Annotated in this window: 17 protein-coding genes; 4 read left to right on the forward strand and 13 right to left on the reverse strand. The window is 73.9% G+C overall.

Annotation, left to right across the window (positions count from 1 at the left end):
* Positions 1-21 precede the first annotated feature (21 nt).
* A complete protein-coding gene (locus ACIP82_RS23805) occupies positions 22-1,014 on the reverse strand; it encodes a substrate-binding domain-containing protein (protein ID WP_363613263.1) in 993 nt (330 codons plus the stop codon).
* Positions 1,015-1,223: 209 nt separating this feature from the next.
* Between ACIP82_RS23805 and ACIP82_RS23810 the strand changes: the two genes are divergently transcribed.
* On the forward strand, positions 1,224-3,281 hold the full coding sequence (locus tag ACIP82_RS23810; protein WP_400655944.1) for a glycogen debranching N-terminal domain-containing protein: 2,058 nt from the start codon (positions 1,224-1,226) through the stop codon (positions 3,279-3,281).
* A gap of 221 nt (positions 3,282-3,502) precedes the next feature.
* On the opposite strand, the gene ACIP82_RS23815 is transcribed toward ACIP82_RS23810, so the two are convergent.
* From ACIP82_RS23815 to ACIP82_RS23855, 9 genes are all read right to left on the reverse strand, one after another.
* Positions 3,503-4,036: a histidine phosphatase family protein gene (locus ACIP82_RS23815; RefSeq protein ID WP_363613259.1), complete on the reverse strand. Its 534-nt coding sequence runs from the start codon at positions 4,034-4,036 to the stop codon at positions 3,503-3,505.
* 201 nt (positions 4,037-4,237) lie between these two features.
* Positions 4,238-4,789, reverse strand: a complete 552-nt coding sequence (locus tag ACIP82_RS23820; RefSeq protein ID WP_400655946.1) for a hypothetical protein — start codon at positions 4,787-4,789, stop codon at positions 4,238-4,240.
* A gap of 130 nt (positions 4,790-4,919) precedes the next feature.
* A complete protein-coding gene (locus ACIP82_RS23825) occupies positions 4,920-5,936 on the reverse strand; it encodes a BadF/BadG/BcrA/BcrD ATPase family protein (protein WP_363613255.1) in 1,017 nt (338 codons plus the stop codon).
* 114 nt (positions 5,937-6,050) lie between these two features.
* Complete coding sequence (locus ACIP82_RS23830; protein ID WP_363613253.1) at positions 6,051-7,340, reverse strand: 6-phospho-beta-glucosidase; 1,290 nt, start codon at positions 7,338-7,340, stop codon at positions 6,051-6,053.
* Positions 7,340-8,257 (reverse strand): carbohydrate ABC transporter permease, encoded by a 918-nt coding sequence (locus tag ACIP82_RS23835; protein ID WP_400655949.1) that lies wholly within the window; start codon positions 8,255-8,257, stop codon positions 7,340-7,342. The genes ACIP82_RS23830 and ACIP82_RS23835 overlap by 1 nt, the downstream gene beginning before the upstream one ends.
* 21 nt (positions 8,258-8,278) lie before the next feature.
* The gene (locus tag ACIP82_RS23840; protein ID WP_363613249.1) at positions 8,279-9,277 is read right to left on the reverse strand and encodes a sugar ABC transporter permease; all 999 of its coding nucleotides are present in this window, start codon (positions 9,275-9,277) and stop codon (positions 8,279-8,281) included.
* Positions 9,278-9,295: 18 nt separating this feature from the next.
* Positions 9,296-10,648: an ABC transporter substrate-binding protein gene (locus ACIP82_RS23845; RefSeq protein ID WP_400655952.1), complete on the reverse strand. Its 1,353-nt coding sequence runs from the start codon at positions 10,646-10,648 to the stop codon at positions 9,296-9,298.
* A gap of 211 nt (positions 10,649-10,859) precedes the next feature.
* On the reverse strand, positions 10,860-12,056 hold the full coding sequence (locus tag ACIP82_RS23850; RefSeq protein ID WP_363613245.1) for an ROK family transcriptional regulator: 1,197 nt from the start codon (positions 12,054-12,056) through the stop codon (positions 10,860-10,862).
* A 366-nt stretch (positions 12,057-12,422) separates the two neighbouring features.
* Positions 12,423-13,550, reverse strand: coding sequence for a mechanosensitive ion channel family protein (locus tag ACIP82_RS23855; RefSeq protein ID WP_400655986.1), 1,128 nt, complete (start codon positions 13,548-13,550; stop codon positions 12,423-12,425).
* Positions 13,551-14,113: 563 nt separating this feature from the next.
* Here ACIP82_RS23855 and ACIP82_RS23860 point away from each other — a divergent pair.
* Positions 14,114-14,758 (forward strand): HNH endonuclease, encoded by a 645-nt coding sequence (locus ACIP82_RS23860; RefSeq protein WP_363613241.1) that lies wholly within the window; start codon positions 14,114-14,116, stop codon positions 14,756-14,758.
* Between the two features lie 136 nt (positions 14,759-14,894).
* Here the strand turns inward: ACIP82_RS23860 and ACIP82_RS23865 are convergent, their stop codons facing one another.
* A complete protein-coding gene (locus ACIP82_RS23865; protein WP_400655956.1) occupies positions 14,895-18,857 on the reverse strand; it encodes a beta-N-acetylglucosaminidase domain-containing protein in 3,963 nt (1,320 codons plus the stop codon).
* Between the two features lie 385 nt (positions 18,858-19,242).
* On the opposite strand from ACIP82_RS23865, the gene malQ reads away from it, so the two are divergent.
* Together malQ and ACIP82_RS23875 are read left to right on the forward strand one after the other, a co-directional pair.
* The gene (gene malQ / locus ACIP82_RS23870; protein ID WP_400655989.1) at positions 19,243-21,426 is read left to right on the forward strand and encodes a 4-alpha-glucanotransferase; all 2,184 of its coding nucleotides are present in this window, start codon (positions 19,243-19,245) and stop codon (positions 21,424-21,426) included.
* Between the two features lie 10 nt (positions 21,427-21,436).
* The gene (locus ACIP82_RS23875) at positions 21,437-21,667 is read left to right on the forward strand and encodes a hypothetical protein (RefSeq protein ID WP_363613439.1); all 231 of its coding nucleotides are present in this window, start codon (positions 21,437-21,439) and stop codon (positions 21,665-21,667) included.
* A gap of 83 nt (positions 21,668-21,750) precedes the next feature.
* Here ACIP82_RS23875 and pepN read toward each other — a convergent pair whose 3' ends face one another.
* Entirely contained in the window at positions 21,751-24,333 is a 2,583-nt protein-coding gene (pepN, locus tag ACIP82_RS23880; protein WP_400655958.1) for an aminopeptidase N, read from the reverse strand.
* Between the two features lie 170 nt (positions 24,334-24,503).
* On the reverse strand, positions 24,504-26,219 hold the full coding sequence (locus tag ACIP82_RS23885) for a PQQ-binding-like beta-propeller repeat protein (protein WP_400655960.1): 1,716 nt from the start codon (positions 26,217-26,219) through the stop codon (positions 24,504-24,506).
* Between the last annotated feature and the right edge of the window lie 363 nt (positions 26,220-26,582).

Below are 26,582 nucleotides of genomic sequence, written 5' to 3' on the forward strand. Positions count from 1 at the left end.
GAAGCGGACCGGGCCGGGCGGTCAGACGCTGTCGCGGAGGACCAGCGTGGGAGCGAGCAGCACGTGCTCGGTCGGGCGCCGGGCGTCGCCGAGGCGTTCCAGGAGCAGCCGCATGCACTCGCGGCCCACCGCGTCGAGCGGCTGGGCGAGGCTGGACAGCGCGGGGAAGAGCGCCGGGGCGATGGGGGAGTCGTCGAAGCCGATGACGGCCGCGTCCGGGCCGGGCGTGCGGCCGCTGCGGCGGAGCGCCTGGTACCAGCCGACGGCGAGGGTGTCGCTCGCCGCCACCGCGGCGGTCGCACCGCCCGCGAGCAGCCGCTCGGCGGCCTCGGTGGCGCTCGCGGGGTCGTCCAGGCTCTCGACCCGGCGGCCCCGGACGGAGAGGCCCAGCTCGCGCATGGTGGTCTGCCAGCCGCGGGCACGGTCGTCACCGACGCCGGAGCCCTTCGGCCAGCCGAGGAAGCCGATCTTCTCGTGGCCCTGCCCGGCCAGTCGGCGGACGGACGCCGCGGTGCCGGCCGCACCGTCGACGTCGACCCAGTCGCCGACGTCCCGGCCGGACCAGGTACGGCCGAAGGCGACGAACGGGACGCCGCGGTCGTGCAGCCAGCCCTGACGCCGGTCGCCGCGATCGGTGCCGCTCAGGACGAATCCGTCGGCCCCGTGCTCGTCCAGTAGCCGCTGGTAGCAGCCCAGTTCGTCGTCCCCGGGGGTGGCGGCGAACAGCACCACCCGGTAGCCCGCCTGGTCGGCGGCCTCGGAGAGGGAGTGCAGGAACTGGTCGAGCACCGGGGTCGGGGCGCCCGCCAGGCTCGGCCGGATGCCGTAGCCGATGAGCTTGCTGGCCCTGGTCCGCAGCGCCTGGGCGGCCCGGTGCGGCCGGTAGCCGAGCTCGTCGATCGCGCGCTGGACCCGCTCCAGCGTCTGCGGGCGGAGCAGTTCGGGGGAGTTGATGGCGTTGGAGACCGTCTGACGGGCCACGCCCGCCCGGGCGGCGACCATCTCGAGCGTCACCGACGAGCCCGCCTTCGGCGCGGGGGAGGAGCTTGCAGGCATGGCGGTGGTCCCGGGGTTCGGTCTCGTTCGGCGAATTACTTGGAGCGTTCCAAGACGGTGTTCCATTAGCCCCACCAGGGGGTTAGTGTTTTGGAACGCTCCAATGACAGAAAGGTTGCGCCCGGATGGAAGCAACTGTCAAGCCCCAAAACGAGGATGCCGAGGCCATGTCAGAGATCAGCCTGCAGCCGTTTCTGCACGACGCCCAGCTCTCGGTGGCCGCCCCGAGCTTCTGCGCCTCGCGCTCGGACGGCCAGGTCGGCGGCGGCGCGGACGGCTTCTACCACGGCGACCGACGGTTCCTCTCGCGCCTGGAGATCGGCGTCCCGGGCGTTCCCAACGCACCCGTCGCCACCGCGCAGGGCGACGACGGACAGACCACCTTCGTCACCGTGCTGCGCGGCCTCGCCGAGCTGACCGCCGACCCGGCCGTCACCCTGGAACGCCGCCGCGAGCTCCGGCCCGGCCGCCTCACCGAGCGCTACACCGTCCGCAACGCGGGCGGCCTCACCGCCCGGCTCCGCCTCGACCTGCGCGCGGAGAGCGACTTCGCCGCCATGGACGAGGTCAAGGCCGGCCGCGACGTCCCCGCCACCGCGCCCGCCGCCCACCAGGACGGCCTCCGCTGGTCCGAAGGACCGCTCACCGCCACCCTCACCGTCTCACCGGTACCCGACCACCGCGCCACCGACACCGGTGTCCTGGGCTTCGACCTCGAACTCGCGCCCGGCGCCAGCTGGCAGGCCGTCCTGGAGTGCACCGCCGAACACCGCGACGGCGACCTCTTCCCCGCGCCCTCCGCCGACGCCGCCCCGTGGAACACCCCCGAGGTGACCGGACGGGACCACCACCTCGCCCACTGGATCGACCGCTCCCACCGCGACCTGCGCGGACTCCTGCTCTCCGACCCGCTGCGGCCCGAGGACCACTTCCTCGGCGCCGGAGCACCCTGGTTCCTCACCCTGTTCGGCCGGGACTCCCTCTGGGCGGCCCGGATGATGCTCCCGTTCGGCACCGACCTCGCCGCCGGGACGCTGCGCACCCTGGCCCGCCGGCAGGGGCGGGCCGTCGACCCGGCGACCGAGGAGCAGCCCGGCAAGATCCTCCACGAGGTCCGCCGCGAGGAGCAGCACCTCGACGCCGGCTCCCAACTGCCGCCCTGCTACTACGGAACCGCCGACGCCACCCCGCTCTGGATCACCCTGCTGCACGACGCCTGGCGCTGGGGCCTGCCCGGGGACCAGGTCGAGGAACTGCTGCCGTACGCCGAATCCGCGCTGACCTGGCTGGAGCACCACGCCGACGCCGACGGCGACGGCTTCCTGGAGTACGTGGACACCTCCGGCACCGGCCTGTCCAACCAGGGCTGGAAGGACTCCTCCGACAGCATCCGCTTCCGCGACGGCCGGATCGCCGACGCGCCCATCGCGCTCAGCGAGGTGCAGGGCTACGCCCACGAGGCCGCCGTCGCGGCGGCCACGCTGCTGGACGCCTTCGGCCGGCCGGGCGCCGACCGCTGGCGGCAGTGGGCGGAGGACCTGCGGCTGCGCTTCCGCGCCCACTTCTGGGCCGAGGACGCCCACGGCCCGTACCCGGTCGTCGCCCTCGACCGGGACAAGCGGAAGGTCGACTCCATCGCCTCCAACATGGGGCACCTCCTCGGCACCGGCCTGCTCGACGAGGAGGAGAGCGCGCTGGTCGCCCGGCGGCTCACCGCCCCGGGCATGGACAGCGGCTTCGGCCTGCGCACCCTCGACGCCGACGCGGCCGGCTTCAACCCGCTCGGCTACCACACCGGTTCGGTCTGGCCGCACGACAGCGCCATCGCCGTCCACGGCCTGGCCCGCGCGGGCCTGCACGACGCCGCCGCGCCGCTGGCCGCCGGTCTGGTCCGCGCCGCGGCGGCCTTCGACCAGCGGCTCCCCGAGCTGTTCGCCGGCCACCCCCGCGGCCAGTACGCCCGACCGGTCCCGTACCCGGCGTCCTGTCGGCCCCAGGCCTGGGCCGCGGCCTCCTCCGTGCTGGTCCTCCAGGCACTGCTCGGCCTGGAGGCCGACGCGCCCAACCGGCGGCTGCGGGTCCGCTCCCACATCACGCCCGGGTACGAGGCACTGCGCGTGACCGGTCTGACGGTGGCGGGCCTGCCGATCGAGGTGTCGACCGACCACACCGGGGCGATCGACCTCCGCGCGCCGGAGGGCTTCACGACCACGACCGGGCACTGACCCGCACCCGGGCCCCGGCGGCATGCCGTTCTCCCCGCACGCCCCCGTGCCGGACGAGCGGCGGGCCGCCGCGTCCTGGGTACCGAGGCGGTCGGCGACCCCGGCCAGGTCAGGCCGACCGGACCGCCCGCGACCGCCTGGTCTTCGGCCCCTGCCCGCGCACGGCGGCAGCGGTGTAGCACCGCCGGCCCGACTCCGTACCCGGCAAGGGCCGCTGGGCGTCAGCCCTGCGGGGTCCAGTAGCCGACGAGCCGCGCGCTGCCGGGCCCGAGGCTCTTCCAGGAGCCGCTGAACGCCAGGACGGCGACGGCGGCGGTGGGGAACTCCGACCGCTCCATGCGGGCGCGCAGGTCTCCCTCCGCCTCCCCGGCGAGGGTGTCGGCCAGCGCGTGCATCTCGGGATTGTGGCCGACCACGAGCAGGTCGTTCACCTCGTCGGAGGTCCCGTTCACGAGCGCGATCAGCCCGCCGAGCCCGCCCTCGTCGTGGCCGGGCGTGTAGAGCGCCTCCTCGTAGCCGGCCGCGGGCTTCTCCGGAAACTCCTGGGCCATCAACTCCCAGGTCTCCCTGGTGCGGACGGCGTCGGAGACACGCGCCAGACCGGGCGTGAGGCCGGACCCGGCGAGCCACCGTCCGGCGAGCGGCGCGTCCGTGCGGCCCTGGTCGTCCAGGTGGCGCTCGTGGTCGACCTGTGTCTCCCGCTCGGCCCGCGCATGACGGACCACAATGATCCTTCGAGTGGCGTCGGTGGTCATCGGCGATCTCCGTCCTCCCTCACGCGGCGCGCGATGGGATCGATTACGACACGTTCCGTCCACCAACGATACAAAGCCGCCCGGCGAGGTGATCATTGGCCGGCGTCACTGATCGGGCATCACCACCGGTCGCACCATGGGGAGAAGCCCACCGCTCCACCGGCCCGGGACGCCGTCCCCGGGGCAGGACCTCATGAGCCCTCAGGGGTGGTACAGCTCCCCGATCCGCATGATCCGGCCGCGTGAGTCCAGCACCACGTCGTAGTCGCTGCCGTAGCAGCCGTACGGGGGCTCGGGTTCGCGGTCCGCGAGGCAGTCGTCGAGGTGGTCGACCAGCTCCGGCACCGGTACCGGCCTCGCCGGTTCGGCGTGTTCCAGATCGACCAGGGTGGCGGTCGCGGTGGCGGCGAAGGTGTAGCGGGCGGGGGAGCCGGTGGGCTCGTAGTAGCCGTCGTCGGGGATGTCCGGGCCGCAGACGAACCGGGTGGGGCGGGCGGTGAGCTGGTCGCGGGCCACGGTGACCACCTGGAGGACGCGGTGGCCGGGGCGTTCGGCGGCGGTGGTGCAGGCGGCGGCCGCGGGGGAGACCAGGGCGACGGTCGGACCGTCGGCACCGTCGCCGTCGTCGTCACCGTCGTCGAACTCGCCGGCGGCGGCCACCGTCGGGTCCTCGTCCACCGGGGTGCAGGCGGAGAGGCCGAGGGCGGCCGTACAGAGCAGCAGGGCGGCGAGCAGCAGACGGGGCGCGGTCATGACGCAAGTCTCCCTGGGGCGTGACCGGATTCGGCACCTCCGTACACGACGCCCGCCCCGGCCGCGGTTCCACGCGGGCCGCCCCCGACGGGTGTGCGGACCGGTCGGGGGCGGAGTGTCCGGACGGGCGTTACGCCGCGACGGGCCGTGCGGTGTCGTACGCCTCGCGGAGCCGGGACTGCGCCCCGGCGCCGGCGCCCAGGTGGTCCAGGCCCAGCAGCGCCGCGCCCAGGACGGGCGGAGCGACCACGACCCGCGGCTCGGCCAGCGGGGCGGCGGCGGCCAGCCGGGCCGTCAGGTTGTCGAGCAGCAGCGGCTGCCGGGAGGCGAGCACGCCGCCGCCCAGCACCAGCGGCGTGGGCGAGTCCAGCAGGTCGAGCCGCCGCAGCGCGACGACGGCCAGCCGGGTGATCTCGTCGGCCTGCCGGTCGATCAGCTCCAGCGCCACCGGGTCGCCCTCCTCGGCGACCGCGAACAGCACCCGGACGATCTCGTGCATCCGCGCCGACGGCAGGTGTCCGAGGTGGATGGCCTCGGCGACCGTGCCCGTGCTCGGCAGGCCGAAGTGCTCGGCGATGGCCCGGGCGAGCGCGGTCGGGCCGCCGCGGCCGTCCTCGGCGCGGACGGCGTGCCACATGCTGCTGACGGCGAGGCCGGCGCCGCCGCCCCAGTCGCCGGTGAGTTCGCCGAGGGCGGGGAAGCGGGCGGTGCGGCCGTCGGGGAGCAGGCCGACGCAGTTGATGCCGGCGCCGCAGACGACGGCGACGCCGCGCGGGCCGTCGGTGCCGGCCCGCAGCAGGCCGAAGGTGTCGTTGGCGACGGTGTTGCTGACGCCCCAGGGGTGCGACTCCAGGGCGGTGCGCAGCGCCTCCTCCTCCACCGGGAGGTCGGCGTTGGCGAGGCAGGCGCTGACGTGGGTGGTCAGGATGCCGTTCAGGGAGAGCCCGGCCGCGGCGGCCGCCTCCTCGACCAGCGGTGCGAGACCGGCCACGGCCGCCGCGCCGCCGGTCTTCTGCGGTGTGAAGCCGCCGCCCCGGGCGGAGCCGTGGACGGTGCCGTCGGCGCCGATCAGGGCGACGTCGGTCTTGGAGTTGCCCGCGTCGATGGCGAGAACGCCGGGCAGAAGTGGTTCGGGCTGGTGGGTCATCAGGTCCCCGCGGCTCGTACGTGGCCCGGCCGTTGTCCCCGGCCGGGGGTGGTCGGTCTCCTCGCGGCCCGGCCCGTGGCCCCGGTGGGGGCGCGGGCCGGGCACGCGGGCGCCTCAGGCCCAGGCGAGGTGCTCGCGGTTGTGCGCGAGCAGCCGGTCCGTCAGCTGGTCGGCGAGTTCGATCTGGCCGACCAGCGGGTGGGCGAGCAGGGCGTCGAAGACCCGGTCGCGACCGCCGCGCAGGGCGGCGTCGAGCGCGAGGTGCTCGTAGCAGGTCACGGCGGCGATCAGGCCGGCGTACAGCGGCTCGACGGCCCGCTGGGGCAGCGGGCGCACACCGGCCGCGTCCACCTCGGCCGGCACCTCGATGACGGCGTCGTCGGGCAGGAACGGCAGCACGCCGTCGTTGCGGGTGTTGACGACCTGGACGGAGGTCCGGCCGTCGGTGCCCAGCAGGGAGGCGATCAGCTGCACCGCGGCCTCGGAGTAGAACGCGCCGCCGCGCTTGCCCAGCAGCTCCGGCTTGGTGTCCAGGGCCGGGTCGGCGTACATCTCCAGCAGCTGCCGCTCGATCTCGGCGACCTCGGCCGCCCGCGAGCCCTTCTCCTTGAGCTCCTGGACCACCACGTCGTGCTGGTAGAAGTAGCGCAGGTAGTAGGACGGGACGACGCCGAGCCGTTCGATGACGGGCTGCGGCAGGTGCAGGTCGGCCGCGATCTCCTTGCCGTACGTGCCCAGCAGCTCGGGCAGCACCTCGCGCCCGGTGGACGCGCCCGGGGCGTCGAGCAGGGTGACGCCGCGCTCCCAGGTCAGGTGGTTGAGGCCGACGTGGTCCAGGCGGATCAGCTCGGGGTCGACGCCGAGGTGTCCGGCGAAGCGGCGCTGGAAGCCGATCGCCACGTTGCAGAGGCCGACGGCCTTGTGCCCGGCGTTCCGCAGGGCCCGGGTGACGATGCCGACGGGGTTGGTGAAGTCGACGATCCAGGCGTCGGGGTTGGTGCGGCGGACCTTCTCGGCGATGTCCAGCACCACCGGGACGGTGCGCAGGGCCTTCGCCAGGCCGCCGGCCCCGGTGGTCTCCTGGCCGACGCAGCCGCACTCCAGCGGCCAGGTCTCGTCCCGGTTGCGGGCGGCCTGTCCGCCGACCCGCAGCTGGAGCAGCACCGCGTCGGCGTCGGCGACACCGGCCTCGACGTCGGTGGTGGTCGTCACGACCGCGCCGTGGCCCTGCTTGGCGAAGATCCGCCGGGCCAGCCCGCCGATCAGCTCCAGCCGGTCGGCGGCCGGGTCGATCAGGACGAGTTCGCCGATCGGCAGGGTGTCGCGCAACCGGGCGAAGCCGTCGATCAGCTCCGGGGTGTACGTCGATCCGCCGCCTACGATGGCCAGCTTGAGTGCGGACATCAGCCCTTGACCCCTGTCAGTGTCACGCCTTCGATGAAGGCCTTCTGTGCGAAGAAGAAGAGGATGATCACCGGTGCCATCACCAGCAGGGTGGCGGCCATGGTGAGGTTCCAGTTGGTGTGGTGGGCGCTCTTGAAGGACTCCAGCCCGTAGGAGAGCGTCCAGGCGCTGGGCTTGTTGCTGGCGTAGATCTGCGGGCCGAAGTAGTCGTTCCAGGCGTAGAAGAACTGGAACAGCGCCACGGCGGCGATGGCCGGCTTGGCCATCGGCAGCACGACCTTGAGCAGGGTGCGCAGGTCGCCGCAGCCGTCGATCCGGGCCGCCTCGATGTACTCCTTGGGGATGGTCAGCAGGAACTGGCGCAGCAGGAAGATCGAGAAGGCGTCGCCGAAGGCCATCGGGATGATCAGCGGCCAGAGGGTGCCGGTGAGGTGCATCTGCTTCGACCAGAACAGGTACATCGGGATGATGGTGACCTGCGGCGGCAGCATCATCATCGAGATGACGGCCATCAGGGCCAGATTGCGGCCCCTGAAACGGAACTTGGCGAGCGCGTACGCCACCGGGAGGCTGGAGACGATGGTCAGGACGGTGCCGAGACCGGCGTACAGCAGGGTGTTGCGCCACCAGGTCAGGAAGCCGGGGGTCTCCCATACCGTGCGGTAGTTGCCCCACTCCCAGGAGGTGGGCCAGTAGTTGGTGGTGAGCGCCTGACTGTCCGTCATCACCGAGGTGAGAAAGGCGAAGACGAACGGCAGCAGGAAGAACAGCGTGGCGGCGATGGCCAGCGAGTGGACGGCGACCCAGTTGAGCGCCGCGCGGCGGCGGGCGGCCCGGGCGGCGGCGCTGCGCGGGCCGGAGGTGCCCGAAGTGCCGGACGGTGTGCGGGTCTTGGTGAGCGTGGTGCTGAGAGTCATGGTGGGGTCCTCACTGGTCCGCTAGTCGTCGCTCGCCATGAAGCCGGACTTGCGGCGCAGCAGGAGCGAGGTGACGGCCATCGCGATGGCGAACAGCACGAGGGCGACCACGCAGGCCGCGCCGTTGTTGAAGCGCTGGAAGCCGAGGTTGTAGACCATCTGCGGCAGGGTCCAGGTGGAGCCCTGCGGGAAGCCGGGCTCGAACTGCTGCCCGGAGTTGCCCGCGATGCCGCCGGCGACCTTCCCCGCGACGATCGCCTGGGTGTAGTACTGCATGCTCTGGATGACGCCGGTGACCACCGAGAACATGATGATCGGCGAGATGTTCGGCAGCGTGACGTAGCGGAAACGCTGGAACGGTCCGGCGCCGTCGAGTTCGGCCGCCTCGTACTGCTCCCTGGGGACGTCCAGCAGGGACGCCATGAAGATGACCATCAGGTCGCCGATGCCCCACATGGCGAGCATGGTGAGCGCGGGCTTCGACCAGTCGGGGTCGGCGAACCAGCCGGGCTGCGGCAGCCCCAGTTCGCCGAGGAAGTGGTTGACCGGGCCGGTGCCGGGGTTGAGCAGGAAGGCGAAGGCCACCGTGGCGGCCACCGGCGGGGCCAGGTACGGCAGGTAGAACGCGGTGCGGAAGAAGCCGGCGCCGGTCTTCACCTTGGTGATGAGCAGCCCGATGCCGAGGCCGAACACCACCCGCAGGGAGACCATGATGACGACGAGCCAGAGGGTGTTGCGCAGGCCCTGCCAGAAGAACGGGTAGTCGTTGAAGACGTAGTCCCAGTTCTTCAGGCCGTTGAAGGTGGGGGCCCCGAAACCGTTGTACTTCATGAAGGAGAAGTAGACGGTGGAGATCAGCGGGTACAGGAAGAAGACGCAGAAGCCGATCAGCCAGGGGGAGAGGAAGGCGAGGGTGCGGGCCGCCTCCCGGCGGCGCTTCCGGCGCAGCAGGTGCTGCGAGGAGAGCGCCGCCGGGTCGGTCGGTCCGGTGCCCTTGCGGGTGCCGAACGCGAGTGACATGGGAGCTCCGTCCGGCCCTTACTTGGCCTGGGCGATGGCGGCGTCGATCTCCTTGGCGGTGGCGGTGAGGCCGGCCTGGAGGTCGCTCTGCTTGCCGGACTCGTACGCGTAGCCGAGGTTCTGCAGCGACACGATGTAGCCGCCGCCGTTGACGCTCGCCGGGGTGGTGCCCGAGTGCGCGTTCTTGGCGATGTCGAGGAAGGTCTTGAAGTTGGCGTCGCTGATCAGCTTCGGCGAGTCGAGCGCGGCGAAGGTGCTCGGCACGTTGTGGATCGCGTTGGCGAAGCTGACCACCGCGTCGGTGTCGGTGGTCAGGTACTTGACGAGCTCCCAGGCGGCGGCCTGCTTCTTGCTGCTGCTGGCGATGCCGACGATGGTGCCGGTCTGGTAGCCGCGGCCCCAGCTGTCGGCCTGGTCGTCCGGCACCGGGAACGGCGCGGTGGCCCACTCGAAGTCCGGCTTGTCGGCGGCCAGCGAGGCGGTGCGCCACTCGCCGTCCAGGGCCATCGCGACCTGGCCGGTGTGGAAGGGGTTCTTGGCGCTGAACTCCTCGCCGAAGGTGGAGCGGTACTTCTCCAGCTTGTCGAAGCCGCCGAGCTTGTCGACCAGGCCCTTCTGCCAGTTGAGCATCGCGGCGACCTTCGGGTCGGTGGCGATGCTGGACTTGCCGTCGGTGCCGAAGTACGTCGGGCCGTACTGGCCGAGGAAGTGCTCGACGGTGGTCTCGTAGCCGTGGTAGGTCGGCATGAAGCCGAGCTGCTTGAAGCCGTCGCCGTCGGCGATGGTCAGCCTGACGGCGGCGTCGGCGAACTCGCTGAAGGTCTTCGGCGGCGTGGTGATGCCGGCCTTGGTGAACGCGGCCTTGTTGTAGTACAGGCCGAAGGCGTCACCGAGCAGCGGCAGGGAGCACTGGTTGCCCTGGAACTGCGTGTAGTTGAGCATCGCGGCCGGGAAGGTCTTCGCGGTGTCGATCTTGTCCTTGTCGAGGAAGGGCTTCAGGTCGGCGAAGGCCTTCGTCGAGCAGAACATGCCGACGTTGTTGGTGGTGAAGGAGGAGACCACGTCCGGGGCCTCGTCACCGCCGGCCCGCAGGGCCTGGTTGACCTTGTCGTCGGCGATGTTGGGGACGGCCTTGACGTGGATGTTCGGGTGGGCCTTCTCGAAGGCGGCGATGTTGTCGTTGATCGCCTTCACCTCGGAGTCCTGGCTCCAGCCGTGCCAGAAGGTGATGGTGACGTCCTTGCCGCTGGCGGAGTCGTCGTTGCCGCCGTCGTCGTTGCTGCCGGTGCAGGCGGTGGCGAGCAGGGCCAGCACGGCGCTGCCGGCGACGGCGGCGAACGTACGGCGTCCTCTGCGGGAGGTGGTGTGCACTTCGAGGTCCTCCTGGGGGTGCGCGGGCAGGCGTCATTGCCTCGGGTCCCGCGTTCGGGGGTTGGGGGAGAGGTTTCAGGTGCAGTGCTGGTGGTGGTGCGAGGCGGTGCCGGGTGGTGCCGGGTGGTGCGTGGTGCCGGTGGTGCCTGGTGCGGGCGGGAGCGTCGGTGGGCGGATCAGTGGGTGGATCGCAGGTGGACCAGTGGGCGGGTCAGTGAGTGGAGAAGACCGCCTCGCGGGCGGCCGCCAGCGCGCGTTGCAGCGCGCCGAGCAGGACGGGCGAGCCCGGCAGGGCGCTGCTGCGGACTTCCGGCCGGGCGATCGAGATCCGGGCCAGCTCCTCCTCGACGAGTGCGCGCAGCCGTTCGCCGCCCGCACTCGGCACACCGCCGGAGACCACCACGAGCTGGGGGTCCACGACGGCGACGATCACGGCCAGTCCGACGGCGAGCCGGCCGGCCAGGGCGGCGAGGAACTCGTCGCCGGCGCCCGGGGTCTCCAGGGCCCGCGCGAGCGACTCCTCCGCGGTGGGCGCGCCGAGCCCGTGCTCCCGGGCCAGCGCCCGGACGGCGGGTGCGCCGACCAGTTCCTGGAACCCGCCGGAGTTGCGGCGGCGCACGTCCCGCACGACCGGTGAGCCGGGCACCGGCATGTAGCCGACCTCCCCGGCGCCGCCGGTGAACCCGCGGTGCAGCCGGCCGGCGATCACGATCGCGGCGCCGGTGCCCTCGCCGGCCCAGAGCAGGACGAAGTCCTCGAAGCCCAGCGCCGCACCGGAGGCCTGCTCGGCGACGGCGGCGAGGTTCACGTCGTTCTCGATCGACACCGGCGCGCCGATCGCCTCCGAGAGCTCCTGGACGAGTCTCGGCGAGTGCCAGCCGGGCAGGTGGGAGGCGTAGCGGAGCTTGCCGGTGACCGGGTCGGGGGCGCCGCCGACGCCGATCACCACGGCGCGCAGGCTGTCCTCGGCGAGCCCGGCGGCGTGGACGGTCCCGGCGACCGCCTCGGCGACCCGGGGGACGACGCCGGCCGCGGGCCAGCCCTTGGTGGGCACCACGTGCTCGGCGAGGGTGGTGCCGGTGATGTCGGCGACCGCTATCCGGACATGGCTGGTGGTGACGTCCAGTCCGGCGACGTAGCCGGCGGCCGGATTCACCTGGTACAGCTGCGCGTTGGGGCCGGGGCCGCCCGCGGTGGTGCCCACCGGCAGCACCAGCCCGGCCGCCTCCAGGCGGGCCAGCAGCTGGGAGGCGGTGGGCTTGGAGAGGCCGGTCAGGGTGCCGATCTGGGTACGGGAGAGCGGCCCGTTCTCCAGCAGCAGTTCGAGGGCGGCGCGGTCGTTGATGGCGCGCAGCAGGCTGGGGGTGCCGGCGAGGGGGGTTCGGGCGGAGCCGATGGTCCTGGTCACGCCTCGATCCTCCTCTTTCGGCCGGTGGCGGCGGGTGTCCGGGGGCGCGGCCGAGTGACGCGCCGGTGCCCGGGACGAACCGTCGGGCGAACTGTTAGGAAACTTTCCAGTTCGCTTGTGACAGGACCGTATGACCCCGCCAGAGGGGTGTCAATGGCCCTCCGGCCGGTGGATGCCGAAGCGTTACCCGGGCGCGCGGGACCGTTACCCGGGCGCGTCGAAGCGTGAGCCCGCGCACGCGGGGCCTGCTCGCGCCCCGCCCCGGTCCGCCGTGCCCGCACACGCGAGAGCCCCGCTCCCCCTGGGCGAAGGGGGAGCGGGGCTCGGCGGTGTACGGACGGACCCGGCCCGGAGCCGGGCGGCCGCTCAGGGCGCCTTGGCGCCGTCCTCGGCGGGCCGCAACGGTGCCGGTATCGGCGCCGTCGCCAGGGAGCGCGGCGACGCCGGGTCCGCCAGCGCGGACGGCGGCGCGGCATCGGCGGGCGTGGTCGCCGAGGCGGTCGTCAGCACCACCGCGGCGGCGGCCGTGCCGGTGGCCGCTCCGGTGTCGGCGGCCGCCGCCGGGACCTCCTCCTTGACCTTGATCCCGGCCAGGTCGAAGGCCGTCTTCAGCCGCTGCCGCAGCGCCCGCGCCACCATCGGAGCCTTGCCCGGCGCCGTCCTGGCCTCGACCCGCAGCACCACCGAGTCCACCGCCACCGACTCCACGCCCAGGATCGAGACCGGCGCCCAGACCAGCTCGTCGAACGGCGCCTCCTTGGCCAGCGCCTCCGCCGTCTCCTGGATCAGCGCCTCGACCTGGACGAGGTCCTCCCGGTAGCCGACCTGCACGTCCACCGAGGCCGTCGACCAGCCCTGGCTCATATTGGCGATCCGCTTCACCTCGCCGTTGCGGATGTACCAGATCTCGCCGTTCGCGCCGCGCAGCTTGGTCACCCGCAGGCCGACCTCCAGCACCGTGCCGGAGGCCACCCCGGTGTCGATCTCGTCGCCGACGCCGTACTGGTCCTCCATGATCATGAAGACCCCGGAGAGGAAGTCCGTCACCAGGTTGCGCGCGCCGAAACCGATCGCCACACCGGCCACACCGGCGCTGGCCAGCAGCGGTGCCAGATTGACCCCGAGCGCCGAGAGCACCATCAGCGCCGCCGTGCCCAGGATGGAGAACGACGCCACGCTGCGCAGCACCGAGCCGATCGCCTCCGAGCGCTGCTGCCGGCGCTCCGGGTTGACCACCCCGGTGTTGGCCAGCAGCCCGCCGAGCCGGCCCGGCTCGTCGTCGGCCTCGCCCGGCTTGATCATCCGGGCGATCAGCTGGGTGATCAGCTTGCGCACCACGGCCCGCAGCACCAGGGCCAGCACGATGATGAAGACGATCCGCACCCCGCCGGCCAGCCAGTCCTGCCAGTGCGAGTCGAGCCAGCCGGCCGCCTGCCTGGTGGTGTCGCTGACCTCCTGCGCGCTGGTGGGGATTCTGAGGTCGAGCTGCGGCAGCTCGGGCGCCGTGGGGCTCGGGGACGGGCTCGGCGTCGTGGACGAGGCTGTGGTCGCCGAGAGCGCCGCGGCCGTGAGCTTCGTGGACGCGTCGGCGAGGAGGCCGGCGGCACCGGACCAGGACACGTGCGGGACCTTCCTGCAGGGAGCGTGGCGGGCCCGCCGGCAGTGGCGGTGGTCGCCCCGGGGCCTGCGGACCGTCCGCCTTAGCCTATCCGCCGCCGAACCACCCGTCGGACACGCCGACGGCGCGCGGACCAGGCCCGGACGCCCCGTCAACGCACCGTCGCGCCCCCCACACCACCCCGTCGGCGGCGGTCACGCCGCTGCTCCGACCGGCCGAGCCGTCCCCCGGGAGGGCGCCCGGGTGCAACCCGTCCTTCGCCCGGGCATACCGGGTATGACAGAAGCCACACCCGGAGTTCACGTCAGGTCCGTTACACAGGAGTGGTGGCGCCGTACAAAGGCGTAAGGCGACACTGGGGGAGATCACGCACCCGCTGTGTGATCCAACCGCTCGTCCCGGCGCGAGCCACGCGCCGCAGGCGTCCAAGGAGGCATCCGTGCCGCATGTCCTGGTCCTCAACGCGTCCTACGAGCCACTCGGCGTCGTATCGATGCGCCGCGCACTCATCCTGGTCCTCAACCACAAGGCGGTCAGCCTGGAGGACTCGGGAGTCACTCTGCACAGCGCCACCAGCGCCCTTCCGGCGCCGTCCGTCGTCCGTCTGACCCGCTTCGTCCGGGTCCCGTTCTGCGGGCCCGTCCCGCTCACCCGCCGGGCGCTGTTCGCCCGTGACCACGGCCGTTGTGTCTACTGCGGGGCCGCCGCCACCAGCGTCGACCACGTCATCCCGCGCAGCCGGGGCGGCCAGCACCGGTGGGACAACGTGGTGGCCGCCTGCCGCCGCTGCAACCACACCAAGGCCGACCGCCACCTCACCGAACTCGGCTGGCGGATGAAGCGCCCACCGGCCCCGCCCAGCGGGCTGGCCTGGCGCATCATCGGCACCGGGATCAAGGACCCGCGCTGGCGGCCCTATCTGGAGCCCTACGGCGGCGGCGACCTGATGCGCGCCCCGCAGTGGGGCGAGTACGAGCACCACGACCATACCGAGGCCGCGCACCCCGTGCCCCTCGGCCGGGCGCACTCCGCCCACCAGCCCCCCGTCCGCCGCGGTGAGCATCCCGAACCGCTCTCCGCCTGATCCCGCTCCACAAGGGCTTGCCCGTCATATCTCCGGTACGCCTCATGGGCCGCCGCGCACCCCGCCCCGGGGAGCGCGGCGGCCCGCCGTCCGGGGCCTGCCGCGGACTCCGCGACGGACTGCGCCGCAGACTCCGCTACGGCTTCTGCGGCGGGGTGCCGGGCGCCACCGGCGGCGTCACCGGCTGGGCGGGGGTGCCGGGCGCACCCGGCGTACCGGGCTGGTTCGGCTGACCGGCCGGCGGGGCCTCCGGAGTGACGGCGAACAGCTCGACGCCCCAGAGCGAGTAGCCGTACTTGGTGGCCCTGGCCACGCCCTGCACCCGCAGGAACCTCGCCCCCGGCGCGTCGAAGCGCACCGTCTCGTCACCGCCCTTGCCGTCGTCCACCGTCGCCACCGTGGTCCAGGTGACGCCGTCCGGCGAGGTCTGGATCTTGTACGCGGAGGCGTACGCGGCCTGCCAGTGCAGCACCGCCGCCCCCAGGTGGGCGGCCTGCGGCAGCTCCAGCCGCACCCAGGCGTCGTCCCGGGCCGGCGAGGACCAGCGGGTCTTCGGGTCGCCGTCGGCCACCGCCGAGGCGGGGAAGGACGAGGTCTCGTCGCCCGAGGAGGTCGCCTGCGCGCCGACGGCCAGGTCCGGGCCGCCGGTCGGCGGCACCACGTGCACCTGGAGCACCTGCCGCACGGTGGTCGCGCCGGCCACGAACAGCACCGGCACCTGGTACGTCCCGGACGGCGTCCCCGGCGCGGCCGTGACCAGCAGCGGCACGCCCACCCGGCCCCCGCGCGGCACGGTCAGCCCGGCCGCCGGGGCCACCGTGAGGCCCTTGGCCGCGGCCGGCACCTCGGTCCGCAGCTCGCCGGCGGTCCCCTCCGGGCGGCCCGCCTCGACCGTCACCCGGGTCTGGGTGGGGGCGGCCGCGCCGGTCACCACGTCCAGCGCGGGGTCGGAGAGGCTCAGCCGGGCCGCCGGGGCGTCCGCGTACCAGGGGATCACCTGGTTGACCACCGGAGGCTCCCCGCCGGGCTTCCAGGCCAGCCGGAACGCGTCCGCGACCTGGCCGCCGGCCGACAGCTCGTTGTAGCCCGGCTGGACGGTGCCGATCTGCACCCAGGTGCCGTCGGCATGGCGCACCGAGACGGTGGCGGTGGCCCGCACGCCCGGGTCGGTGAGCACGGTGAGCCGGTCCAGCGGGCGGGCCGCGCCCAGCTCGACGGTGAGCGGCTCGTCCGTCGCGGTCGGCGCGGTGGCCGCCCGGTAGGCGGTGTCCGGGTTGCCGTCCAGCACGGCGGACGGCGAGGAGCCGGGCAGGGCGCCGGGGCCGCCGGAGACGCTGGCCGGGGCGTCGTCCGGCGCGGTGACGGAGAACTCGCGCACCGCCACGGCGGTCTTCTGCGCGGCGGTGGCGCGCAGCCGCACGGCCCGGACGACCGTCCCGGCGGGCAGCTGCGCGGTGACGCTCTTCTGGTTCTTCACCTGGGCGAGCTGCTTCCAGCCGCCCTCGCCGGTGGAGTACTCCAGGACACCGTCGCGGATGTAGTCGTCGATCGCGCTGGCGCCGTCCGGGCCGCTGCCCCAGGAGCCCATCAGCACGGTGACACTGCCGACCGGGCGGCCGCCGCCGAGGTCCAGGCCCACCGAGTCGCCGGGCTGCGGGGGTGCCGAGCTCCAGTAGAAGGTGTCGGCGACGCCGTCGGTCATCAGGGCCGGCAGGTGGTCGTGCGCGGTGCCCAGGGTGGTGGTCGGCGTGACGCCGCCACCGGCCACACCGGCCCAGGTGTCGGCGGCCGCGACGGCGCGCTCCAGGAACGGGTCGAGCACGCCCGCGCCGACCGTCGCCGGGCTCTGCCCGAGCTGTTCGCGCAACTTGTTGAGCTCGACCCGGGCCTTCCAGGCGGCCGGGCCGTCGCCGCCGTGCTGGGCCAGCAGCATGTCCAGCGCGGCCTGCCCGGCCAGGCCGTAGTCGTGCAGCGGGGCCAGCCAGGGGGCGGCCTCGGCGGCCAGCGGGGCGGTGGCCTGGGTGGCGGCCAGGGTCTGCCGGGCGTCCGCCATCGCGGCGAAGGCCTCCCGCAGCGGGGCCGCCGCCTGTATCAGCTTGGCGAGGTCGGGGGCGGCGCCGGCGTTCGGCTCGGCGGTGGCCCAGAACCGCTCCAGCAGCGGCGTGAGGTAGCCGGACTCCTGCTTGGACAGCGGCGAGGACGAGCTGTTGCCGGCCAGCGCGGTGACGGCGGCGAGCGCCGCCCCGGCGGGCGTGGCGCCGCCGCCGGTCGGGCCGGCCAGCGAGCGCAGCGCGGCCTGCCAGGACTCGTCCGGCTTGTAACCGGACGGGTTCCAGGCGAAGTCGCCCGCGGTGGCGAGCGCGATCCGGGAGGCGACCGGCTGCCGCATCGCGCCGGTGAGCATCGCCGCGGAGCGGGTGGCGACCCCGGGGTCGCGCCCGGTGTAAGCGCCGAGGAAGAGCCGGTCCGGGGTGGCGTCGTTGACCGGGTAGTTGTCCATGGTGACCAGCGGGTGCCCGTACAGGTCCCCGGTCTCGGCGGCCTGAGCGCCCGTGATCTTCTCCGGGATCACCCCGACACCGCTCCAGGCGACCTGCACCCCGGCCGGCAGCGCGGCCGCCAGCGCCTTGCGGTAGGGCGTGGTGCCCTGCTGGTGGTACTCGGTGGGCACCACGGTGAGCGGCGCCAGCCCGGGGTTCTTCGCGATCAGCCGGTCCTGCACCTTGGCCACCAGCTCGGCCTGCGCCTTGGCGGCGGCGGCCGGCCCGGTGCCGTACCTGGAGCGGTCGTCGCCGCAGTGCCACTCGTCGTAGCTGACGTCCAGGAACTGCAGCTGGAAGGCGGTGAAGCCGAGCTTGCGCAGCCCGTCCAGCTTGGCCACCAGCGCGTCCGCGTCCCGGCCCGAGCTGTAGCAGAACGACTGCCCGGGGTCGATCGAGTACCCGAGGGTGACGTGGTTGCGCCAGGCCCGGGCGCCCAGCGCGCGCAGCTCCTCGGTCTGCGCCTGCGGGTAGGCGGTGCGCCAGCGGGAGAGCCGGTACGGGTCGTCGCCCGGGGCGTAGAGGTAGAAGTTCTGCTTGGAACGGCCGAGGAAGTCCAGCTGGTCCAGCCGCTGCTGCTGGCTCCACGGGGTGCCGTAGAACGCCTCGGCGGTGCCCCGCACCGGCGCGCCCGAGGGCCAGTCGCGCAGCGTGATGCCCGGCAGGCCGAGACCGGCCGCACCCGGCGCCTGCCCCTGCCCGGCCGGCACCGCCGCGAGCAGCTGGCGCAGGCTCTGCGCGGCGTAGAACGTCCCGGCCGCGTCCGTGCCGGCCAGCACCACCGCGCCGTACGTCCCGCCGCCCTGGGCCGGCAGCTGACCGGCCGACAGCACGTACCCGCCGGCCGGCAGCCCGCCGGGCGAGGGCGCGGCGACGTCCTTGCCGCCGGCCGCCGCGGTCAGCCCGCGCAGCACCCTGTCCACCGCGCCGCCCGCGCCCTCGGCGGGCCCGCCGACGTACACCACCAGCGAACCGGCGGCCGGCGCGTCGGCCTCCTCCTGCGGCGTCACCGAGGTCGCCCCGGCGATCTCCAGCACCTCCCGGACGGCGTCCACCGCACCGTGGTCCGCCTTCGGCGCGACCACCAGCGTCACCGCCGCCGGCACCGCGACCGGCTTCCCGGCCACACTCTGCTCCTGCGGCCGCGGGAACACCTGAGGGTTGCTCACACTGCCCAGCGGGGTCTGCGGCGCGCTGCTCACCACATCCGGCCCCGGCGCCGCCGCGTACGCCACCGACGGCACGGACCCCGCCAGCAGCCCGCCGACCACGGCCGCCGCCGACAGCGTCGCCGCGAGCCGCAGCGTCCGCCGGCCCGGCGCCCCCGGCCGGTCGGCCGCCGCCCGCTCGGCGCGCACCGAGGCCAGCAACGGCTCCGTCCCCTTGAGATCCGCGATCAGCCGGTCCGCCGTCCGCGGCGCCAGCTGGCGGCAGGTCCGCGCCGTTACCTGCCGCGCCGAGACCGCCGCCGGATGCTGGAGCACATCCCGCAGCGCGGCACTCTGCTCCACCTGCTGCCGCAGCCGCCGCCCGGCGAAGACGGATACTCGGGCTTGCACAGGAGCCTCCTCGCCGGGCTGGAACCACATCGCGGCCAAAGCCCACCAGCTGGGTGTTCCGGTGTCAATGTCACCGACGGCTATGCCAAGTTTGTCCTATTTGATCATCTGTAAAGACCGCCCCCGAACACACCCCGGGCCCGCGACACCGACCGGCGTCGCGGGCCCGGGCCGCGGCCGGAGTCGGACAATCAGTCGATCCTGCCGCGGATGCCCGAGCAGCGCGCCGACCGAGGTGCCCCGGGCGTAGCGCGCCCGTGTCGCGCCGGGTCACCGGCCCGTCACGCGGGTAGGACTGTGGCTGTCCTGACAGGGCGTTGCCGAGACATCGCAGGAGCCGCGAGTGGCCGCTTATCTCGACCGTAACGGAGCCGACAGCCTTGAGGTGCCGGCGCAGGACGCGCCGGCGCCTCCGGCCGAACTGGTGGCGCTGGCGCACGCGTACGGGGTGGACACGAGGTACAACCCGGGGAGCGGGGCCGTGCCGGTGGGGGCGCGGACGCTGGTGGCGGTGCTGGCCGCGCTCGGGGTGGAGGCGGGGACGCCGGAGGCCGCCCGGGAGGCGCTGGAGCGTCACCGGGCAGCGCTGGCGGCCCGGTTGCTGCCGCCGTGCGTGGTGGTCCGGGCCGGCCGGCGCACCGCGCTGGACGTGCCGGCCGACGCGCGGCTGACCGTCGAGCTGGAGGACGGCGGCCGCTGGGAGCTGCCGCGCGGGCACTCGCACTGGCTGCCCGCCGACCTGCCGCTCGGGCGGCACACCCTCACGGCGGAGACCCCGGAGCGCAGCGGCCGGGCGCCGCTGATCGTCGCACCGGAGCGGCTGCCCCAGCTCCCCGGCCGCGGCTGGGGCTTCCTCGCCCAGCTGTACTCCGTGCTCTCCGACCGCTCCTGGGGCATGGGCGACCTAGGGGACCTCGTCGAGCTCGCCCAGTGGGCGGGCGGCCTCGGCGCGGGCTTCGTGCAGATCAACCCGCTGCACGCCGCCCTGCCCGCCGTCCCCTCCGACCCCTCCCCGTACCGCCCCTCCTCCCGCCGCTTCGCCGACCCGGTGCACCTGCGGATCGAGGCGGTGCCCGAGTACGGCTATCTGACGGGCGAGCAGCGCGCCGAGGCGGAGGAGCTGGGCCGGCGCGCGGCGCGGCTGCGGGCCGAGGTGCTGAGCCACGACGGGCTGATCGACCGGGACGCCGTCTGGGCGCTGAAGCGCGAGGCCCTGCAACTGCTGTACCAGGTGCCGCGCGGCGTGGGACGGGAGGCGGCCTTCCAGGCGTACCAGGCCCGTGAGGGCGAGTGGCTGCGACGCCACGCGCTCTGGAACGCCCTCGCCGAGGTGCACGGCGCCGACTGGCACGGCTGGCCGAAGGACCTGCGCCACCCGGACGGCCCGCAGACCGCCCGCGCCGCCGAGGAGCTGGCGGACCGGGCCGAGTTCCACCGCTGGCTCGCCTGGCAGGTGGGCCAGCAGCTCGCCCACGCCCAGCGGGCCGCCGAGACCGCCGGGATGCCCGTCGGCCTGATCCACGACCTGGCGGTCGGCGCGCACCCGGACGGCGCCGACGCCTGGGTGCTCCAGGACGTGCTGGCCGGCGGCATCTCGGTCGGCGCACCGCCGGACGCGTTCAACGCCCACGGCCAGGACTGGGGCCTGCCGCCCTGGCGCCCGGACGCGCTCGCCGCGGCCGGCTACGCCCCGTACGCCGAGCTGTTGCGCGCCGCCGCCCGGCACGCCGGGGCGATCCGGGTCGACCACGTGATGGGCCTGTTCCGGCTCTGGTGGGTGCCGGCCGGGCACGCGCCGACCGAGGGCGCCTACGTCCGCTACGACGCCGAGGCGATGCTCGGGGTGCTCGCCCTGGAGGCGCACCGGGCCGGTACCGCCGTGATCGGCGAGGATCTGGGCACGGTGGAGCCGGGGGTGCGGGAGGAGCTGGCGGCGCGCGGCATCCTCGGCACGTCCGTCCTCTGGTTCGAGCGGGACTGGCAGGCCAAGGGGGAGATCCTGCCCCCCGAACGCTGGCGGCCGGGCAGCCTGGCCACCCTGACCACCCACGACCTGCCGAGCACCGCGGCCCGGCTCTCCGGCGAGCACGTCGAACTGCGGCACCGGCTCGGCCTGCTGGCCCGCGCGCTCGGCGAGGAGCAGGCCGAGGCGGCGGCGGAGCTGGCCGACTGGCGGGCGGAACTGCTCCGGCTGGGCCTGCTGGCCGAGGGCGAGCCGCTCTCCGCGCAGGCGCTGTACCGCTTCCTGGCGGCCACCCCGGCCGGGCTGGTCGGCGTCTGGCTGCCGGACCTGGTGGGCGATCCGCGCCCGCAGAACCTGCCCGGCACCTGGGACCAGTACCCCAACTGGCGGTTGCCGGTCGCCGACGCCGAGGGCCACCCGGTGACGCTGGACGCCCTGGCCGCGGTACCGGCCGCCCGGGCCCTGCCCGATCTCCTGCGCGCCGGGCCGCAGCCACAGCCGTCCCCGCCGGGCGGCCCCGGTACCCCAGCCCCCGCCGACCCAGCCCCCGCCGACCCGGTCCGAAAGGCCGACCCCGCCGAGCGCGCCCGCGTAAACGACGGGTAAGTTGGGCGACGTGGACAAGAGGAACGCTTTGCGAGCCGGCGCGGTCTCCGCAACGGTCACGCTGATGATGCTGCTGTCGTCGCCCGCCATGGCCCTCACCCGGGACGACGGCGACGACCCGGGTAGCGGCCTGAGCGTCGCCCAGACCCTCGGCCTGTACGTGCTGGCCCCGATCGCGGCCTTCGTGATCATCGCCGCCCTGGCCGGTCTGCCGTACGGCGGCAAGGCCAAGAAGAAGTAGCCCGAGGGCCCGCCACAGGACCCGTACAGACCCCGAAGGGGCGCCGGACCAGGTCCGGCGCCCCTTCGGGCGTTCCCGCGGGATCAGCTCCGGGCGCCCGCCGCCCGGTCGGCCGCCTGGGCCTTCAGCGCGCGCTCCACACCGGCCCGCGCCTCGACGACCTGCCGGCGCAGCGCCGGGGCCGGTTCGGCCGAGGCCAGCCACGCGTCGGTGGCGTCCAGGGTGGCCTGCTCGACCTGGAGCGCCGGGTACAGGCCGACGACGATCTGCTGCGAGATCTCGTGGCTGCGGGTCTCCCAGACGCCCTTGACGGCCGCGAAGTACTTCGCGGTGTAGGGGGCGAGCAGCTCGCGCTGGTCGGCCTGCTGGAAGCCGGCGATCACCGCGTCCTGGACGTAGTTGGTGAGCGTGTCCGACTCCACCACGGAGGCCCAGGCCGCGGCCTTGGCCTCGGCGGTCGGCCGGGCGGCCCGGCAGCTGGCGGCGTGCTCCTGGCCGGCCGCGGTGTTGTCGCGGGCCAGCTCGGCCTCGACCGCCGCGTCGTCGGCGCGGCCGGTGGCGGCCAGCCGGGCGAGCAGCGTCCAGCGCAGCTCGGTGTCCACGGCCAGGCCCTTCAGCTCGACCGAGCCGTCCAGCAGCCCGGCGAGCAGACCGAGCTGCCCGTCGGTGCGGGCGACGCCGGCCAGCGTGCGGGCCCAGGCCAGCTGGTGGTCGCTGCCGGGCTCGGCGGCGCGCAGCCGCTCCTCGGCGGCCTCGGCCCAGCGGGCCAGACCCTGCTCGCGCCAGGCCGGGTCGGCGTAGGCGTCGAGGGCCAGCTTGACCTGACGGTGCACCGACTGGACGACGCCGATGTCGGACTCCCGCTCCAGGCCGGAGAGCGCCAGCGCGAGGTAGTCGCGGGCGGCCAGCTCGCCGTCGCGGGTCATGTCCCAGGCGGAGGCCCAGCACAGGGCGCGCGGCAGCGAGTCGGCGAAACCGCCGAGGTGCTCGGTGACGACGGCCAGCGAGTCCTCGTCGAGGCGGACCTTGGCGTAGGAGAGGTCGTCGTCGTTGAGCAGGATGACGGCCGGGCGGTGGCGGCCGACCAGCTCCGGGACGTCGGTGCGCGGGCCGTCGACGTCCAGCTCGATCCGGCCGGTGCGCACCAGCGCGCCGTCGGCCGGCTCGTAGAGGCCGATGGCGATCCGGTGCGGGCGCAGCACGGCCTCGCCGCGGGCGCCGGCCGGCAGCGCGGGGGCCTCCTGAAGGACGGTGAAGGTCTCGATCGCGCCGTCGCCGTCGAGGGTGAGCTCCGGGCGCAGCACGTTGATCCCGGCGGTCTCCAGCCAGGCCTTGGACCAGGCCTTGAGGTCGCGCCCGCTGGTCTCCTCCAGCGCGCCGAGCAGGTCGCTCAGGCGGGTGTTGCCCCAGGCGTGCCGCTTGAAGTACGCCTGCACGCCCTGGAAGAAGGCGTCCTGGCCGACGTACGCCACCAGCTGCTTGAGCACCGAGGCGCCCTTGGCGTAGGTGATGCCGTCGAAGTTGACCATGACGTCTTCGAGGTCGTTGATCTCGGCCATGATCGGGTGGGTGGACGGCAGCTGGTCCTGCCGGTACGCCCAGGTCTTCATCTGGTTGGCGAAGGTGGTCCAGGAGTGCGGCCACTTGGAGCCGGGGGCCTCGGCCTGGCAGACGGCCTCGGCGAAGGTCGCGAACGACTCGTTCAGCCAGAGGTCGTTCCACCACTCCATGGTGACGAGGTCGCCGAACCACATGTGGGCCAGCTCGTGCAGGATCGTCGCGGCCCGCTGCTCGTACGCGGCGTCGGTCACCTTGGAACGGAACACGTACTGGTCGCGCAGGGTGACGGCGCCCGCGTTCTCCATCGCGCCGGCGTTGAACTCCGGGACGAAGAGCTGGTCGTACTTGGCGAACGGGTACGGGTAGTCGAACTTCTCCTGGAAGTAGTCGAAGCCCTGCTTGGTGACCGCGAAGATCGCCTCGGCGTCCAGGAACTCGCGCAGCGAGGGCCGGCAGTAGACGCCCAGCGGCACCTTCTGGTCGCCGTTCTCGTAGCTGTCGAAGACACCGACGTACGGGCCGGCGACGAGCGCGGTGATGTAGGTGGAGATCCGGCCGGTCGGCTCGAACGTCCAGACCTGGGTGTCGCCCTCGCCGGTCGGGACCGGGGTGGGGGAGTTGGAGACCACGACCCAGCCCCGGGGGGCGGTCACCCGGAAGGTGAACGCGGCCTTGAGGTCGGGCTGTTCGAAGGAGGCGAAGACGCGGCGGGCGTCCGGCACCTCGAACTGGGTGTACAGGTAGGTCTCGCCGTCGACCGGGTCGACGAACCGGTGCAGGCCCTCACCGGTGTTGGTGTAGGCGCAGTCGGCGACCACCCGCAGCTCGTTCTCGGCGGCGAGGCCGGGCAGCGCGATCCGGCTGTCGGCGAAGTTCGCGGTGTCGATCCGCTCGCCGTTGAGCGTGATCTCCTCGACGCTCGGTGCCACCAGGTCGATGAAGGTGGCCGCGCCGGGGGTGCTCGCGGTGAACCGGACCACGGTGGTGGACCGGAAGGTGCCTCCTTCGCGGGCCGAGCTCAGGTCGAGCTCGATGTCGTACGCGTCCACGTGCAGGAGGTCGGCCCGGGTGCGGGCCTCCTCACGGGTCAGGTTGGTGCCGGGCACTCGCAGGACTCCTTCGTCAGGCTGATGCTTCGCATCCTCCCATGCCCAACGCGCGGGGCCGGCGAATAATCGCGGGCGGGGCGGAGCAGGCCGTTCGGCCCGTCCCGCCCCGCCCGCGACGGGGGGTCAGCGCATCTCGCGCCGACCGCATTTCCCGGGGTGGCGGTGCCTCACTTCTTGGCGTACTTGAAGACCGGCGCGTCCGAGCCGCCGCTGCGGGCGAAGCCGACGAGCGAGCCGTCCGGCTGGATCACGTACTCCGTGCTGCTGGAGATGGTGTAGGTGCCCTTCGGCGCCGCGAGGTCGCCGAGTTCGCTCACCGAGCCGTCGGTGGGCGCGAGCGTGACCAGCTTGGCGTCCTTGTTGTAGCCCATGTCCAGCACCGCGCGGACCCGGCCGTCCTTGTCGGTGCCGGAGACCAGCCGGATGCCCTGGTTGGTGCCGCCGGTGGAGGACCAGAGCCGCTTGCCGGTGGTCAGGTCGTACGCGTTGATGGCCGGCTTGGTGCCGTTGACCTGCGCGTACAGCGTGGTGCCGCTGATCACGTTCTGGGTGAACGCCTCGTGCTCGCCGGAGAGCCGCAGGCTGTCCGAACCGGCTTCCTTGACCGGCAGCTTGGCCATCGGCTTGTTGCTCTTGTCGAACGGCAGCACGTAGTCGCCGCTGGTGTTGTTGGTGATCAGCAGCACCAGGGGCGAGGACGAGAGGGCCTTGTCGACGTGTTCCAGGTCGTCCAGCGGGAGCGCGCCGCTGGTGGCCTTGCCGGTCTCCGCGTCCACGATCTGGAGCTGCGCCGTGGTGTTGGAGCCCTGGTAGCAGCGGTCGCTGATCGCGATCTGGTTGCCGGCCGCCCTGCTGTAGACGGAACAGTTCTTCTCGCGCGGCTGGTACTGCCAGACCGGCGAGCCGTCGGTGATGCTGACCGCGCCGATGGCGGTGCCGGCGATCACGACGGTCTTGTCGGTGATGCTCAGGGTCGGCCCGGAGAGCCGGTCGGTGGTCACCTTGGTCGACCAGAGCAGCTTGCCGCTGGTGAGGTCCACCGTGCCGACCGTGGAGCAGTCGCTGTCACCGGTGTTGAGCGACACCGCGACCACGTGCTTGGAGTTCACCCCGTGCGAGACGGTGCAGAACTCCTTCGCGCCGGCCGGCGGCGCGATGGTCCACGCCTCCTTGCCGTCGGAGGCGTTGACGGCCCGGATGCCGGTGGTGTCCGCGCGGACGAGGACCTTGTCGGTGCCCCAGGCCCCGAGGACCTGGGAGCCGCTGCCGGCGTTGGCGGGCTTGGCGGCGTTCCAGGCGAGGTTGTAGGCGCCCGCCTTGCCGCCGCCGGTGCCGCCACTGGCGCTGGCGCTCGGGGAGTTCGAGGTGGTCGGGTCGTCGGTGGTCCCGCCGGTGACGCTGCCGCCGGTGACGGTGCCCCCGGTGCTCGCCACGGGGTCGTGCTTGGGGTCGTCGGTGAGGAGCACGACCAGGCCGGCCACGATGGCGATCGCCAGCACGCCGCCGATGATCCCGCCCCAGAGCATCACCGGGTTGCGCTGCTTCGGCGCGGGCGGCACCGGCACGCCCTGGTAGCCGTACCCGGCCTGCTGCGGGTACCCGTAGCCGTTGGCCGGTGGCGGGGCGGGGTAGCCGTACGGCTGGCCGGCGACGGGCGCCTGGTACGGCGGAGCCGGGTCGTACGGGCCGACCGGTGCGCCCGGCGGGGGCGGCGGCGCGCTCTGCGCGGGGAACGCGGCCGCGGTGGGCGCGTAGGCGTACTCGCTGCCCGGAGCCGGAGCCGGAGCCGGCGGCGGCCCGGGCGGCGGTGGTGTGCCGGGCGCGGCCGGTGCGACCCGGCCCGGGACCGGCGCCCCGTCGACATGTGTCCTCTGGTCCGCCACGGCGGCCGGGTCCACGCCGCCGGGCGTGCGCCCGAGTGAGACGCCCCGGTTGCCCTGCGCACCGCCGCCGGACGAATCGCCTGTCCCCGGTATCGGGTGATCCCCTGCCATCTGCTGCCCCGTCATGTCTGGAAGCGCCCCCCGGCCGGTTCACATCCGGGGCCGGTGGGGCGGGTGAGATTGGGCACCATCGTACGGGTGGGCTTTCCCGGGCCCTCCTCAGGAGCCCCCGGACCCCTGCGCGACGGCCCCGGACCGCACCGGCCGCCGCCGTCCGGTCCCGCCCCGGACCGCACCCCCGGGCCGCTCCGCGCCGTAGGCTTCAGGAGTTGAAGGGGACGCCCGGCGGAGGGGTTCCCTCGC

Source organism: Kitasatospora sp. NPDC088548 (assembly GCF_044753005.1).
Lineage (GTDB): Bacteria > Actinomycetota > Actinomycetes > Streptomycetales > Streptomycetaceae > Kitasatospora.